Source organism: Zobellella denitrificans, from assembly GCF_002407485.1.
GTDB lineage: Bacteria > Pseudomonadota > Gammaproteobacteria > Enterobacterales > Aeromonadaceae > Oceanimonas > Oceanimonas denitrificans.
In genome coordinates this window covers 3,119,134-3,134,065 of the sequence record NZ_CP012621.1, presented here as the reverse complement: position 1 = coordinate 3,134,065, position 14,932 = coordinate 3,119,134, and the positions used below count along the sequence as shown (strand labels likewise).

At 66.7% G+C, this 14,932-nt stretch carries 13 protein-coding genes; 11 read left to right on the top strand and 2 right to left on the bottom strand.

Features of this window, described 5'->3' with window-relative positions:
- Positions 1-52: 52 nt before the first annotated feature.
- Positions 53-964, top strand: a complete 912-nt coding sequence (locus tag AN401_RS14760) for a SphA family protein (protein ID WP_096779760.1) — start codon at positions 53-55, stop codon at positions 962-964.
- Here AN401_RS14760 and AN401_RS14755 read toward each other — a convergent pair whose 3' ends face one another.
- Positions 965-1,867, bottom strand: a complete 903-nt coding sequence (locus AN401_RS14755; protein WP_096779759.1) for a LysR family transcriptional regulator — start codon at positions 1,865-1,867, stop codon at positions 965-967.
- Between the two features lie 103 nt (positions 1,868-1,970).
- Here AN401_RS14755 and kynA point away from each other — a divergent pair, with 103 nt between their 5' ends.
- The 4 genes from kynA to AN401_RS14735 all read left to right on the top strand — a co-directional run bounded on the left by kynA (position 1,971) and on the right by AN401_RS14735 (position 6,498).
- The gene (gene kynA, locus AN401_RS14750) at positions 1,971-2,828 is read left to right on the top strand and encodes a tryptophan 2,3-dioxygenase (protein ID WP_094040045.1); all 858 of its coding nucleotides are present in this window, start codon (positions 1,971-1,973) and stop codon (positions 2,826-2,828) included.
- Positions 2,829-2,838: 10 nt separating this feature from the next.
- Entirely contained in the window at positions 2,839-3,471 is a 633-nt protein-coding gene (gene kynB, locus AN401_RS14745; protein ID WP_094040044.1) for an arylformamidase, read from the top strand.
- A complete protein-coding gene (gene kynU / locus AN401_RS14740) occupies positions 3,468-4,706 on the top strand; it encodes a kynureninase (protein WP_096779758.1) in 1,239 nt (412 codons plus the stop codon). Before kynB ends, kynU begins: the two co-directional genes overlap by 4 nt.
- A 388-nt stretch (positions 4,707-5,094) precedes the next feature.
- Positions 5,095-6,498: a sodium-dependent transporter gene (locus AN401_RS14735; RefSeq protein WP_096779757.1), complete on the top strand. Its 1,404-nt coding sequence runs from the start codon at positions 5,095-5,097 to the stop codon at positions 6,496-6,498.
- A gap of 26 nt (positions 6,499-6,524) precedes the next feature.
- Here AN401_RS14735 and AN401_RS14730 read toward each other — a convergent pair whose 3' ends face one another.
- Entirely contained in the window at positions 6,525-7,430 is a 906-nt protein-coding gene (locus tag AN401_RS14730; protein ID WP_096779756.1) for a LysR family transcriptional regulator, read from the bottom strand.
- Between the two features lie 105 nt (positions 7,431-7,535).
- Here AN401_RS14730 and AN401_RS14725 point away from each other — a divergent pair, with 105 nt between their 5' ends.
- The 6 genes from AN401_RS14725 to AN401_RS14700 all read left to right on the top strand — a co-directional run bounded on the left by AN401_RS14725 (position 7,536) and on the right by AN401_RS14700 (position 14,785).
- On the top strand, positions 7,536-8,681 hold the full coding sequence (locus tag AN401_RS14725) for a CaiB/BaiF CoA transferase family protein (RefSeq protein ID WP_096779755.1): 1,146 nt from the start codon (positions 7,536-7,538) through the stop codon (positions 8,679-8,681).
- Positions 8,682-8,790: 109 nt separating this feature from the next.
- On the top strand, positions 8,791-9,930 hold the full coding sequence (locus AN401_RS14720) for an acyl-CoA dehydrogenase family protein (protein ID WP_094041441.1): 1,140 nt from the start codon (positions 8,791-8,793) through the stop codon (positions 9,928-9,930).
- A 12-nt stretch (positions 9,931-9,942) separates the two neighbouring features.
- Positions 9,943-10,692, top strand: coding sequence for an electron transfer flavoprotein subunit beta/FixA family protein (locus AN401_RS14715; protein ID WP_096779754.1), 750 nt, complete (start codon positions 9,943-9,945; stop codon positions 10,690-10,692).
- Positions 10,692-11,624: an electron transfer flavoprotein subunit alpha/FixB family protein gene (locus AN401_RS14710; protein ID WP_096779753.1), complete on the top strand. Its 933-nt coding sequence runs from the start codon at positions 10,692-10,694 to the stop codon at positions 11,622-11,624. The genes AN401_RS14715 and AN401_RS14710 overlap by 1 nt, the downstream gene beginning before the upstream one ends.
- 119 nt (positions 11,625-11,743) lie before the next feature.
- Positions 11,744-13,087 carry a YjiH family protein gene (locus AN401_RS14705; protein ID WP_096779752.1) on the top strand — a complete coding sequence of 448 codons (1,344 nt, stop codon included), beginning with the start codon at positions 11,744-11,746 and terminating at the stop codon, positions 13,085-13,087.
- 51 nt (positions 13,088-13,138) lie between these two features.
- Positions 13,139-14,785: an electron transfer flavoprotein-ubiquinone oxidoreductase gene (locus AN401_RS14700; RefSeq protein WP_096779751.1), complete on the top strand. Its 1,647-nt coding sequence runs from the start codon at positions 13,139-13,141 to the stop codon at positions 14,783-14,785.
- Positions 14,786-14,932: the final 147 nt, after the last annotated feature.

Genomic DNA, 14,932 nt, shown 5'->3' with positions numbered 1-14,932 from the left:
GCCGCCATGCCGGTGGGCATGGTGGCGGGATAATCTGAATAAGGACGATCGGATGAAAAGGGAAAAAAATGGCAAAAGGGCGGCCTGCCTTTCGCTGGGGCTGTTGCTGGGCACCACCTTGCCGACCGCGGTGCTGGCCACCGAGAACGGGGGCTCGGTTTATCCCATGGGCGCGGAAAACTTCGGCATGGCGGCCTTGCCACCGGCCGGGTTTTACCCGCTGCTGTATGCCAATCATTATTCGGCCAACCGGCTGAACGGTCCGGACGGTGAACGCCTGCCGGTGGACTTCAAACTCAGGGCCAGCGTACTGGCGCCCCGGCTGGTGTGGGTCAGCGAGCGGCAACTGCTGGGTGGCCAGGTGTTTTCGGCGGTGCTGCTCCCGCTAGTGGATCTGAGCCTGACGGTCAACGGCAGGCACCAGAGCAAGCAGGGGCTGGGGGACATCGACATCACCGCCCTGGGGCTGGCCTACCACCATAGCCCGCAACTGCACTCGGCGGTGTCGCTGGACGTATTCGCCCCCACCGGCGGCTATAACCCCAACGATCTGGCCAATATCGGGCGCAACCACTGGACCATCCAGCCGGTGGCGGCGGTGAGCTACATGCAACCCCAGGGGCTCAACTGGGATCTGAAGTTGATGTACGACTACAACTTCAGGAATCCGGACAGCCGCTATCGCTCCGGCCAGGAGCTGCACGCCGACTATTCGCTGGGCTATGGCCTGAACCCGCACTGGATCCTGGGCGTGGGCGGCTATGCCTACAAGCAGCTGACCGAGGACAAGCTGCACGGCATCACCCTGGAGAACAGCAAGGGACAGGCCCTGGCCATAGGCCCCTCGCTGAAGTATGACGGCGGCGCCGGTTTCTCCGTCAGCCTCAAGTATCAGAAGGAGTTTGCGGTGGAAAACCGGCCAGAAGGCGATGCCTTCTGGGCCAAGGTGGTGATACCGCTCTGATCAACGGGTGCCCGGTGCCACCCGTGCCAGGCAGTCGGCGAAGCGGGCGGTGGGGGAGTCGGGGGCCTCGTCCCTGCGCAGCAGCAGCTGCCAGTCCAGGTGGAGCCCTTCTTCCGTCACCCGCACCGTGCTCAGCCCGCCCTGGGCCAGGTAGGGTGCCAGCACCCACTCCGGCATGATGGTCAGCCCGAAGCCTTCCTTCACCAGGGCGATCACCGCCTCGGTTACCCCGGCCCGGATCACCCGGGCCGGCAACAGCCGGTAGTGGCTGAACAGCTGCTCGTATTCCCGTCCCTTGCCCGGCTGGGTGTGGTAGGTCACGTAGGTGTGGGCCGCCACCTGCCCGGCGCTCACCCAGTCTTCCCCGGCCAGTTCATGCCCCGCGGGCAGCACCAGCCGCATCTCGTCCCGGAACAGCCGCCGGCACTGGAAGCCCTCGGGCGGCTGGCCCGAGGTCAGCGCCAGGTCTATGCGCCCGGTGCGCAGGGCGGCGTAAGGATCGAGGGAGACGTCGGGGATGATCTCCACGCTGATGGTGGGCTGCTCCCGGGCGAAGGCGGCCAGGCAGGCGGGCAGCCAGTGGTAGCCGCCGTAGGCCTCGTTGCCCAGGCGCACCACGTGCTCTATGCCCACCGACAGCTTGTTGATATCGGCCTCGGCCCGCTCCAGCTCCGCCAGCACCAGCCGGGAGGAATGCAGCAGCCGCTTGCCGGCGCTGGTGGGCACCAGTTTCTTGTGCTGGCGGTAGAACAGCTCGGTGTTGAGCAGCCGCTCCGCCTCCTTGATGCGGTGGCTCAGGGCGGACTGGGTCAGGCCCAGCAACTGGGCGGCTTCCACCAGGCTGCCGGCCTCGCTCAGGGCCACCATCATCTGCATATGCCGGGTACTGACTCGAACGCTCATCTATTAATTTATTTAATTAAAAAGTGAATTTTAATGAAATTTACACCAAGGCCGGGGGCGGCGTAAACTCAAGTTATCTTCAATTGTTAACGGGATGTTGGTTATGCGTGGCAAGGAATCGATCACCGCCCGCCAGGGCATGGTGGATCTGGACAACGAGGGGGTGCACTGGCAACAGGACCTCAGCTACGGCCAGTACCTGGATCTGGACGCCCTGCTCCACTGCCAGCGGCCCCGCTCCGCCGAGCACGACGAGATGCTGTTTATCGTCATCCACCAGGTGTCGGAGCTGTGGATCAAGCTGTGCCTGCACGAGGCCCATGCCGCCGCCGAGCATATCCGCCGGGACCAGCTGCCGCCGGCGTTCAAGATGCTATCGCGGGTGGCGCGCATCCAGGAGCAGTTGATCAAGGCCTGGGAAGTGCTGGTGACCATGACCCCGGCCGACTATGCCCGCTTTCGCGGCAGCCTGGGGCAGAGCTCGGGGTTCCAGTCCTACCAGTACCGGGAGCTGGAGTTTCTGCTCGGCAACAAGAACGCCCGCATGGTGGAGGCCCACCGGGCCCACCCGGAGCATTACCGGCACCTGAGCGCCATACTGGAAGCCCCCAGCATCTACGACATCAGCCTGCAACTGCTGCACCGGCGCGGTTTCGCGCTGCCCGCCCACTGCCTGGAGCGGGACTGGTCCCAGCCCTACCAGGCCTGCGCCGAGGTGGAGGCCGCCTGGTCCCGGGTCTATCACCATACCGAGCAGTACTGGGATCTGTACGAGCTGGCCGAGAAGTTGGTGGACATGGAATACAACTTCCAGAAATGGCGCTTCAGCCACATGAAGACGGTGGAGCGCATCATCGGCCACAAGAAGGGCACCGGCGGCACCGGCGGTGTTTCCTACCTGGTGAAGGCGCTGGACCTGACCTTTTTCCCCGAACTCTGGGCGGTGCGCACCAGCATCTGAGGAGAACTATATGAGCCGGATCTGGGACATCTCCCAAACCCTGCGCCCCGGCATACCGGTGTGGCCGGGCGACACCCCCTACAGCGCCGAGCCGAGCTGGGTGATGGAAAACGGCTGCCCGGTGAACGTGGCGCGGCTGTGCCTGTCCACCCACACCGGCACCCATGCCGACGCGCCCCTGCATTACCACGCCGAGGGCCAGGCCATGGCCGAGGTGGCGCTGGAGGCCTATATCGGCCCCTGCCTGGTGCTGGACCTGACCCATGCCCGCGGCCGGGTGGAGCCCGGCGATTTGCCCGCCGGGCTGCCGGCGCGGCTGGAGCGGGTGCTGCTGAAAACCTGCGCCCGTTTTCCCCATGATCAATGGCGGGCGGACTTTACCGCCGTGGCCGCCGCCACCATCGATCTGCTGGCCGAGCGGGGCGCCCGCCTTATCGGGGTCGACAGCCCCTCGCTGGACCCCCAGGACGCCAAGACCCTGGACGCCCACCAGCGGGTCTGGCATCACCGCATGGCCATCCTGGAAGGGCTGGTGCTGGACGACATCGAGCCCGGCCATTACGAACTGATAGCACCCCCGTTGAAACTGGCGCACCTGGACGCCTCGCCCGTGCGCGCCCTGCTGAGGAGAAGTGAAGCATGACCACCCTGACCCGCGACCATCTGGCCCGGCTGGATCGGGACGATCCCCTGGCCCCTTACCGGCAGCAGTTCGAGCTGGAAGAGGGGCTTGTCTACCTGAACGGCAACTCCCTGGGCGCCCTGCCCGGGGCCGCCCGCCGGCGTGCCGCCGAGGTGGTGGAGCAGGAGTGGGGCCGGGGCCTTATCCGCAGCTGGAACACCCACGACTGGATAAGCCTGCCCGAGCGGGTGGGGGACAAGATCGCGCGCCTGATCGGCGCCGAGCGGGGCGAGGTGGTGGTGGCCGATTCCACCTCGGTCAACCTGTTCAAGCTGGCGGCGGCGGCGCTGGAGATGCGCCCGGGACGCGGCAAGATCGTCTCCGAACCCGGCAACTTCCCCACGGATCTCTACATCCTGCAGGGGCTGGAGCGGTTCCGGCCCGGCGTGCGGCTGGAAACGGCGCCGCGGGAGGCGCTGGAAACGCTTATCGACGAAGACACCGCCCTGGTGGTGCTGACCCATGTGCACTACAAGTCCGGCGAGATGTTCGACATGGCCGCCCTTACCGCCCGGGCCCGGGCCGTGGGCGCGCTGATGCTGTGGGATCTGAGCCACAGCGCCGGCGCCGTGCCGGTAGACCTGAACGGCGCCGGCGCCGACTTCGCCGTGGGTTGCGGCTACAAGTACCTGAACGGCGGCCCCGGCGCCCCCGGCTTCCTGTTCGTGGCCCGCCGCCACCAGGAGGCGTTCCGCCAGCCCCTGAGCGGCTGGTTCGGCCACGCCAACCCCTTCGCCATGCAGGACAGGTTCGAGCCGGCCGCCGGCATCCGGCGCGGCCTGTGCGGCACCACCGGGGTGCTGGCCACCAGCGTGCTGGAGGTGGGGGTGGAACTGATGGTTTCCGCCGACATGGGGCAGATCCGCGCCAAGTCCCGCCGGATGGGGGAGATCTTCATCGAGCTGGTGGAGTCGCACTGCGGGGACTTTGGTTTCGGGCTTGCCTCGCCGCGGGACGCCGAACGGCGCGGCAGCCAGGTGTCGCTCACCCATGAGCAGGGCTTCGCCATCATGCAGGCGCTGATCGCCCGCAACATCATCGGCGACTTCCGCGCCCCCGACATACTGCGCTTCGGCTTTACCCCCCTCTACACCCGCTACGTGGATCTGTGGGACACGGTGCAGGCCCTGGCCGAGGTGATGCGCCGGGAAGAGTGGAAGCGGCCCGAATTCCGCAAACTGACCGCGGTAACCTGAGCCCGGTATCGGGCTTTGGTTCCTGTTTACTATCTTCACAAGGCTTATCCGTTGTAGCCCTGAGAAGAGGCAGCAGGGCTGCCTCCACCGACACGCTTCAAGCACATCCCTGTGTCGCTCGGCACATGCCATCCCTGGCATGTGACGGTCGGTGGTGGCAATCCCTGCTACCTCTTTCAAGCCCCGACGCCGTCTGATGGTAGTGCCGGCAGGCGGCATTGGATCGCTGGAGAGGACAAAGAGTGCTACTCCGACGACCCTTCGCGCCAGGGATGGCGCGGCGGAGCCCCCAGGGATGGGTTTACGGCGTGTCGGCGGAGTAGTGCGCTTTGGCCGCGTGCTGCAACTTGTGAATTGGCTTTTCTCAACCCCCAAGGAGAACACCGTTATGGAAAACAACAGTCTGACCCGGCCGCTCGGCGGCCTGGGCCAGGTGGCCGCGTCCAGCTCTGCCGCCAGCCCCCAATGGTCCGGCCGCATGGCCTTCGTGCTGGCCGCCACCGGCTCGGCGGTGGGGCTCGGCAATATCTGGAAATTCCCCTACATCACCGGCGAGCACGGCGGCGCCGCCTTCGTGCTGGTATACCTGGCCTGCATCCTGGTGATCGGCATCCCGCTGCTGATGGCCGAGGTGATGATAGGCCGGCGCGGCCGCCACAACCCGCCCCATGCCATGGCCGCCCTGGCCGGGGAGGCGGGGGCGTCGCCCCGCTGGCGCTGGCTCGGCTGGGTGGGGGTGCTCACCGGCTTCCTGCTGCTCAGCTTCTACGTGGTGGTGGCCGGCTGGGCGGTGGCCTATATCTTCGACACCGGCGCCGGCAGCTTCAACACCGCCACCGGCGAGCAGGTGGGCGCCCACTTCGGTGCCCTGCTGGGATCGCCGCTGACCCTGATCTTCTGGGGCAGCCTGGTGCTGGCACTGACCCTGGGGATTGTCGCCCTGGGGGTCCGGCAGGGGCTGGAGCGGGCGGTCAACCTGATGATGCCCGGGCTCTTCCTGTTGCTGCTGGTGCTGGTGGGCTACTCCATGACCACGGGCCACTTCATGCAGGGGCTGGCATTCCTGTTCAACCCGGACTTCGGCAAGCTCTCGGGCAACAGCGTGCTGGTGGCCCTGGGCCACGCCTTCTTCACCCTGAGCCTGGCCGGGGGCGGCATGATGACCTACGGCGCCTACCTGCCCGGCAAGGTGTCCATCGCCAAAACGGCGCTGACCATCGGCCTGCTGGACACCCTGGTGGCGCTCTTGGCGGGGATGGTGATCTTCCCCCTGGTGTTCGCCAACGGCCTGGAGCCGGGCGCCGGCCCCGGGCTGCTGTTCGTGACCCTGCCCATCGCCTTCGGCCAGATGCCGCTGGGTGCGCTGTTCGGCGCCCTCTTCTTCGTGATGCTGTCGGTGGCGGCGCTGACCTCGGCCATTTCGCTGATCGAGCCGGCGGTGGCCTGGCTGACCGGGCGCTACCGCATCAGCCGGGCGCGGGCCTGCCTGGGTTCGGGGGTACTGATGTGGCTGCTGAGCCTGGGCACCGTCTTCTCCTTCAACCTGTGGGAGCAACACACCCTGTTCGGCAAGACTTTCTTCGGCGGCCTGGACTACCTCACCTCCAGCTGGATCATGCCGTTGTCCGGGCTCTTTATCGCCCTGTTCGCCGGCTGGGTGATGAGCCGCACCGCCACCGAGCAGGAACTGGGCCGGGGCCCGGGCTACCGGCTGTGGCGCTTCACCATCCGCTACCTGAGCCCGGTGTTTATCGTGCTGATGTTCCTCAATGCCATCGGCGTCTTTGGCTGAGGCGCCGGTCTTCCGAAGCGCTTCGCCTAGGGTGTTGCCGGCTCCTCCGTAAACATCTGTTTTACCTCCGCCATCACCGCCTCGGCCACCGGGGTGGGGGAAAAATGGTGGGAGTGGGCCAGCACCAGCCGCTGCGACGGCAGCGGGTTGGCGATGGGGCGGCACACCAGGCGGGCGCCGTCCTGGGTCTGATCCGACAGCGGACGGGTGATCAGCAGGGCGACCCCCAGCCCCTGGGCCACCATGCCGCGCACCATTTCCAGCGAGGTGGTGCGGTAGGCGATACGGGGCTCCAGCTGGTATTGCCAGAACGGCGACATCAGAAACTCCCGGCTGTGCGGCAAGTCGATCTGGATCAGCGCCTCCCCGGCCAGATCCTCCAGCGACACGGCCTGCTGCCGGGCCAGCGGATGCGTCGGGGGCAGGGCGGCGTAGAACCGGCACTCCTTGAGCAGCTGCACCCGGGGGCGTTCGGTCATGCCCAGATCGTAGGTCAGCGCCAGCTCGACCTGGCCGGTGTCCAGCATGCGGCTGATGGAGCCGAGATCCCCCTCGCGCAGTTGTACTTCCACCCCGGGCAGCGTTTCCCGCAGGCGGCGCAGCAGGGCGGGCACATAGGGCGGCCCCAGGGAACTGAAATAACCGATGGTGATCTGGCCGCGCAGCTGGGGGCCGGCATCCTGCGGCTCGGCGAACATCTCGGCGCGGGACAGCAGGGCCCGGGCTTCTTCCAGCTTGCCGCGGCCGAAGGGGGTGATGGCCAGCCCCCGTGGCGGGTTGCGGATAAACAGCTCGGCCCCCAGCTCGGCTTCCAGGTTGCGCACGATCAGCGATACCGACGGCTGGGACAGGTGCAGCTGGCGGGCGGCAGCGGCGGTACCGCCGCTTTCGGCCACCGCCACGAACACCTTGAGTTGATGCAGGGTTATCACTACTAGAAAAATCTATATTGAATATATGTAACTAATATTTTACACAATATTCACCCACTGACAAACTCAGAGCCAAGACTTCACCACCACTCTGAGGCCCATACCATGGAACAGCAGCACCAGCGTCAGCCCCTGGCCGGGATTAAAATCGTCGATCTCACCCGGGTCCTGTCCGGCCCCTTCTGCACCGCCCTGTTGTCGGATCTGGGCGCCGAGGTCATCAAGGTAGAACCGCCGGGCGGTGATGAGTATCGCCATGTGGGTCCCTTTGAGCAGGGAGAAAGCGCCCTGTTCACCCTGATGAACCGCAACAAGAAAGGGGTGGTGGCGGATCTGAAAAATCCCGGGCACCTGGCTCGCTTGCTGGAGCTGGTGCGCGAGGCCGACGTCCTGGTGGAAAACTTCAAGCCGGGGGTGGCCGAACGGCTGGGGGTGGGCTTTGCGGCCATCAAGGCCATCAACCCCGACATCATCTACGCCAGCATTTCCGGCTTCGGCCAGCGGGGCGAGTCGAGCGGCCTGCCGGCCTACGATCTGGTGGTGCAGGCCATGTCCGGCATCATGGCCATCACCGGCGAGCCCGACGGCGAGCCGACCAAGGTGGGCGAGTCCATCGCCGATCTGGCCGCCGGGCTCTATGCCTCCTGGGCCATACTGGCCGCCCTGTTCGACCGGCAGCGCAGCGGCGAGGGGGTCCACCTGGATATCGCCATGCTCGACTGCCTGTTCTCGCTGATGCCGACCCCGGTGGCCCAATGGATGTTCGGGGGCGAGGCACCGGGGCGGGTCGGCAACCGTCATCCCTTGTCCACGCCCTTCGGCTCCTTCAACGCCGCCGATGGCCGGGTCATTATCGCGGTGCTCAACAACCGCCAGTTTGCCGCACTGTGCGCCGTCATGGGCCGGCCCGGGCTGGCGCAGGACGCCCGTTTCGGATCCGACGAGGCCCGCACCCGCCATGAGCCGGCGCTGCGCGACCTGATCGAAAGCTGGCTGTCCGGCCACAGCGTGGCGTCGGCCATCGCCAGCCTGGCGGCGGCGGGCATTCCCGCCTCGCCGGTGCTGGACATGGGCGAGGTGCTGGCGCGGGCCCGGCAGGGCGAACGCCGGCTGCTGCGTACCCAGCGGCACGCGCGCCTGGGCGAGATCCCCATGATGACGCAGCCGGTACGGGCCAGCGCCTGGGCCAGCCCGGCGCCGGCAACGGCCCCCGCCCTGGGGGAGCACGACGCCGAGTTGTTCCGACCCTAAGCCGGGCCATTCCCACTTTCATTACGCCACACCGGCGCGGCCGGTGGGCCCCGTTGCGCCCTGGTGTCAGGGGGCGACGGCATACCGACAACCCAAGGAGAGGATCACCATGAACATCACCATTACCGAAGACGATCGGATGCTGGCCGACGCCATGCAGCGCTTTTGCCGGGAGGTGATAGCGCCGGCGGCGGCGGACATAGACGAAGGCAGCCATTCGGCGGTCCGCCACCGGGCGGCGCTGTCCGACATCGGCATCATGGGCATGAACCTGCCGGAACACTGCGGCGGCACCGGGGTGTCGGCGGTGGCGCTCTACCTGGCGGTGGAGCAACTGGCGGCGGCCTGCGGCTCCACCGCCTCCATGGTGACCGCCCATTTCCTGGCGACCGACTCCATCCTGCACGGTGGCACAGAGGCGCAGCGCCGGCGCTGGCTGCCGGGGGCGGCCAGCGGCGAGCTGTTGGGGGCCTTTGCCCTGACCGAGCCCAACGCCGGCTCCAATCCGGCGGCGATGCGCACCCTGGCGGAAAAAACCGGCTCGGGCTACCGGCTGCGCGGGGTGAAGCACTTTATCTCCAACGCCGCCGAGGCGGACTTTCTGGTGGTGTATGCCAAAACCGACAAGAGCGCCGGCCACAGGGGCATCAGTGCCTTTATCGTCGATCGCCACGCGGCCGGGGTGGCGGTGAGCGCGCCCGAGCGCACCATGGGCCTCAGGGGCGGGCATGTGTTCGAGGTGGCGCTGGACTGCGAGGTGCCGGCCGACCGCCTGCTGGGCGGCGAAGAGGGCCGGGGTTTTCGCACCGCCATGCAGGTGCTGGACAACGGCCGGGTGGAAATTGCCGCCAGTTGCACCGGCATTGCCGGCGCCGCCCTCGAGGCGGCCCTGCACTGGGCCAGGACCCGCGAGGTCAACGATCACCCCATCGCCGAGTTCCAGGGGCTGCAGTGGATGCTGGCCGACATGGCCACCGAGCTGGAGGCGGCGCGGATGTTCGGCCTGCGGGCGGCCACCAGGCGCGAACAGGGGGAACGCTTTTCCCAGGAGTCGGCCATGGCCAAGCTCTACGCCTCGGAAGCGGCCGGCCGCATTGCCGACAGGGCGCTGCAGATCCACGGCGGCTATGGCTACACCCGGGAAATGCCGCTCGAGCGCTATGTGCGGGACCTGCGCATCATGCGCATCTACGAAGGCTCGTCCGAAGTGCAGCGCAACATCATAGCGCGCACCCTGCTGAACCACTGAGGAGCAACGGCGATGAAGATACTGGTCACGGTAAAAAGGGTCATCGATTACAACGTCAGGGTCAGGGTGAGGGCGGATCAGAAAGACGTGGAGCTGGCCAACGTCAAGATGGCGCTCAACCCCTTCTGTGAAATTGCGGTGGAAGAGGCGGTGCGGCTGAAGGAAGCGGGCGTCGCCTCCGAGGTGGTGGTGGTGTCGGTCGGGCTCCAGGAGGTGCAGGAGCAGATCCGCGCCGCCCTGGCCCTGGGCGCCGATCGCGGCATCCATGTGCACACCGAACAACTGCCCGAGCCGCTGTCGGTGGCGCGCTTGCTGGCGCGGCTGGTGGAGCGGGAGCAGCCGGGGCTGGTGATCCTCGGCAAACAGGGCATCGACGCCGACCACAACCAGACCGGGCAGATGCTGGCCGCGCTCACCGGCATGGGCCAGGGCACCTTCGCCTCGGCGGTGAAGATTGCAGGGCAGGAGGCACTGGTTACCCGCGAAGTGGATGGCGGCCTGCAGACCCTGGCGTTGCGGCTGCCGGCAGTGGTGACCACGGACCTGCGGCTGAACGAGCCGCGCTATGCCGCCCTGCCCAGCATCATGAAGGCGAAGAAGAAGCCGCTGGAGCCGTGCACCCCGGAGGAACTGGGGGTGAGCCTGCGGGCCCACAGCGAGCTGCTTGGGGTGACGCCGCCGGCGGAGCGCCAGGGCGGGGTCATGGTGGGCTCGGTGGAAGAGCTGGTCGACAAACTGAAACACGAAGCGAAGGTGATCTGATGGCTATCCTGATCGTTGCGGAACACGACAACCGTATCCTCAAGGCCGCCACCCTGAATACGGTGGCCGCCGCCCGCCAACTGGGCGGGGAACTCATCGTGCTGGTGGCGGGCCAGGGCTGCCGGGCCGTGGCCGAGGCCGCCGCCCGGGTGGAGGGGGTGGCCAGGGTGTGGCTGGCCGACCATGCCGCCTACGCCCATCAGCTGGCCGAAAACCTGGCGCCGCTGGTGGCGGAGCTGGGCCGGGACTGCAGCCATCTGCTGGCACCGGCCAGCACCGACGGCAAGAACCTGCTGCCGCGGGTGGCCGCCCTGCTCGGCGTGGGCCAGCTCTCCGACATCATCTCGGTGGAAGGCGCCGATACCTTTCGCCGGCCCATCTATGCCGGCAATGCCATCGCCACCGTCCGTTCCCTCGATCCGATCAAGGTGCTCACCGTGCGCACCAGCGCCTTTGCGGCGGTGGCCGGCGCGGGCGGCAGCGCATCGATAGAAGCGGTGAATTCGGTACATGACACGGGGTTGTCCCGTTTTGTCTCCGAGCAGTTGTCGGTGTCGGAACGTCCCGAGCTGGGCGACGCCCGGGTGGTGGTGTCCGGCGGGCGCGGCCTGGGCAAGGCCGAACACTTCGCCCTGATCGAGGCCCTGGCCGACAAGCTGGGCGCGGCGATAGGCGCTTCCCGCGCCGCCGTGGATGCCGGCTTTGTCGCCAACGATCGCCAGGTGGGCCAGACCGGCAAGATAGTGGCGCCGGAACTCTATATCGCCGTGGGCATTTCCGGCGCCATCCAGCACCTGGCCGGCATGAAGGAGTCCCGGGTCATCGTGGCCATCAACAAGGACGAAGATGCGCCCATCTTCCGCATCGCCGACTACGGCCTGGTGGCGGATCTGTTCGAGGCGCTGCCCCGGCTCACGGCGCAACTGCCCTGAGCGCGGGGACGGGAACGGCAGCAACGAAGGAGTGAAGGGGCGCCGCTACCGGTGGCGCCCTGTCGAGGGAATGACCCGCCTGGGCGGGTCCAGCACTAGCCTGTCAACGGAGAAGAAGGATGAATAACGTCGAGGTAATGCAAGGAAGACGCGGGGGCGCTGTCAAGGCGCTGCTGGGCAGTTTGATCGGATTGTTGATTTTCTTTATTCCCTTGTCGCTCGGGGGCGACAAGGCCACTATTCCCCTGGTGAGCCTGATCGGGGCCATCAAAGGGGCGCTGGGCGACAGCCTCCAGTACCTGACCCTGGCGCTGACCCTGTTGCTCTGTCTGACCTGGGGGGCTGCCCGGCTGACCGGCAATGCCGCCCTGACACGCTACCATCGCAAGGACAATGCCCTGGTCGGCCTGCTGTTCCTGCTGGGCGCGGTATTTGCGGCCTTGCTGGTGTTCCGGATTGGGCCCGACTGGTTCCTGCACAAGGACGTGGGCGGGCTGGCGCTCTATCTCGGGGGCAGCGTCTTCCTGACGGTGGTGGTGGCCGGCTTCCTGGTGCTGTTCCTAACCGAGTTCGGTTTTCTCGAATTTGTGGGCACCCTGATGGAGCCGCTGATGCGCCCGCTCTACCGCCTGCCCGGCCGCTCGGCGGTGGATGCGGTGGCCTCCTTCGTCGCCGCCCCGGCGGTGGGGATTTTCATTACCAACAAGCTGTACCGCAGCGGCCACTATACCCAGCGGGAAGCGGCCAGCATCGCCACCAACTTCAGTATCTGCAGCCTGGGCTTCTTCGCCCTGCTGGCGTCCATCGGCGGCATCATGGAATACCTGCCGCACATGATCGTCTCGTCCTTCGTCATCAACTTCCTGCTGGCCGCCGTGGTCACCCGGCTGCCGCCGCTGAACCGCAAGCCGGACAGTTACTTCGACGGGCGCACGGCCCGGCAGGACAGGGACGGCGGCAAACCGCAGGGTCCCATCCTGTTGCGCGCCTGCCAGGCCGCCGCCGAGCGGGCGGCCACCACCGGTCCCGAGGTGTTCGGCCGTTACCTGTGGGAGGCGGCGACCTTCGCCCAGAAGATAGTGGCCTATATCCTGTCGATCGCCACCATCGCCCTGGTGATAGGCACCTACACGCCGCTGTTCGAGTACCTGGGGCTGGTGTTCGAGCCCTTGCTCAGGCTGCTGCAACTGCCCGACGCGGACAAGATAGCGCCCACCGTGTTGCTGTCCATCGCCGAAATCGCCCTGCCCGCCATCATCATCGCCGGGGGCGAGGTGGCGCCGATGAGCGTGTTCTTCGTCTGCACCCTGTCCACCATCCAGATCATCTTCTTCACCGAGAGCGCCAACGCCATGCTGGAGTCGGACATCCCGCTGTCGGTGACGGATCTGGTGCTGATCTTTCTCATCCGGACCCTGCTGGCCATCCCCCTGGTGGCGCTGGCGGCACACCTGATCTTCTGAACCTGGAGCAGGGGCGGGCCGCCGCCCCTGCCGTTTTGACGGGAAATAGCAATGAACAGAGAAATCATGGAGTTCGACGTGGTCATCGTCGGTGCCGGCCCCGCCGGGCTGGCGGCGGCCTGCCGGCTGATGCAGCAGGCGCGGGAGACCGGCCGGGAACTGAGCCTCTGCGTGGTGGAAAAGGGCTCGGAAGTGGGGGCCCATATCCTCTCCGGCGCCGTGATCGATCCCCGGGCCCTGGCCGAACTCTTCCCGGACTGGGCCGAGCGCGGTGCCCCGCTGACGACCCCGGTGGCGGCCGACGAGCTTTACTGGCTGGCGCATGAGGGTACGGCCCGCCGTATCCCTGGCTGGCTGGCGCCCCCCAGCCTGCACAACGAAGGCTGTTACGTGGCCAGCCTGGGCAAGCTGTGCCGCTGGCTGGCCGAGCAGGCTGAAGCCCTGGGGGCGGAGATTTACCCGGGCTTTGCCGCGAGCGAAGTGCTCTACCACGACGACGGCGCGGTCAGGGGCATCGCCACCGGCGACATGGGCCTCGGCCGGGATGGCAAGCCCAGGCCCGGCCATGTGCCGGGCATGGAATTGCATGCGCGCTACACCCTCTTTGCCGAGGGCTGCCGCGGCCACCTGGGCAAGGAGCTGATCGCCCGCTTCCGGCTGGATGACAAGGCGGATCCCCAGCATTACGGCATCGGCATCAAGGAGTTGTGGGACATCGATCCGGCCAGGCACCGGCCGGGACTGGTGATGCACGGCACCGGCTGGCCGCTGGCGGGCGACACCGGCGGCGGCAGCTTTCTCTACCACGGCGAGCACAACCAGGTGGTGGTGGGGCTGGTGGTCGACCTCAACTATACCAACCCCTGGCTGAGTCCCTTCGACGAGTTTCAGCGCATGAAACAGCATCCGCTGTTCCGCCGGTACCTGGAAGGAGGCAAGCGGGTGGCCTACGGTGCCCGGGCCATCGCCAAGGGCGGTTTCAATTCCCTGCCCAGGATGACGATGCCCGGCGCCCTGCTGCTCGGCTGCGACGCCGGCACCCTGGATCCGGCCCGCATCAAGGGCACCCACACCGCCATGAAGTCCGGCCTGCTGGCGGCGGAGGCGGTGTTCGAGGCGCTGGCCGGCGGCGAGGACGGGCGGGCGCCGACCTCCTTCGACGCCCGTTTCCGCGCGTCCTGGCTGTACGATGAGCTGTACCGCGGCCGCAACTTCGGCCCGGCGTTGCACCGTTTCGGCCCCTGGCTGGGGGGCGCCTTCAACTTCCTGGAGCAGAAGCTGTTCGGCGGCCGCCAGCCCCTGACCCTGCACGATCGCCGGCCGGACCATGAAGGACTGAAGGCGGCGGCGGGCTGCCCGCCCATCACCTATCCCAAGCCGGATGGCAAGCTCAGCTTCGACAAGCCGTCTTCGGTGTTTTTGTCCAACACCAACCACGAAGAAGATCAGCCCTGTCACCTGCAACTGCAGGATGCGGCCATCCCGTTGGCGCAGAACCTGCCGCGCTGGGCGGAGCCGGCCCAGCGTTACTGCCCGGCGGGGGTGTATGAGGTGGTGGCGCACGCTGCGGGAGCAGGGCTGCAGATCAACGCCCAGAATTGCCTGCACTGCAAAACCTGCGATATCAAGGATCCGTCCCAGAATATCCGCTGGGCAGTACCGGAAGGAGGCGGCGGGCCCAATTATCCCAATATGTAGCCGAAGTTGGAGATATGTTTTTTGTACAGGCGGTACATCATATTGCTACTACATAGCCAAAAAGTTATGAGGTTCATATACAAACTATATTCATTTTAAATGTTTACGGAGTGTTAATTTTCCCCTGTGGGTAGCGGGTTCAGAGCC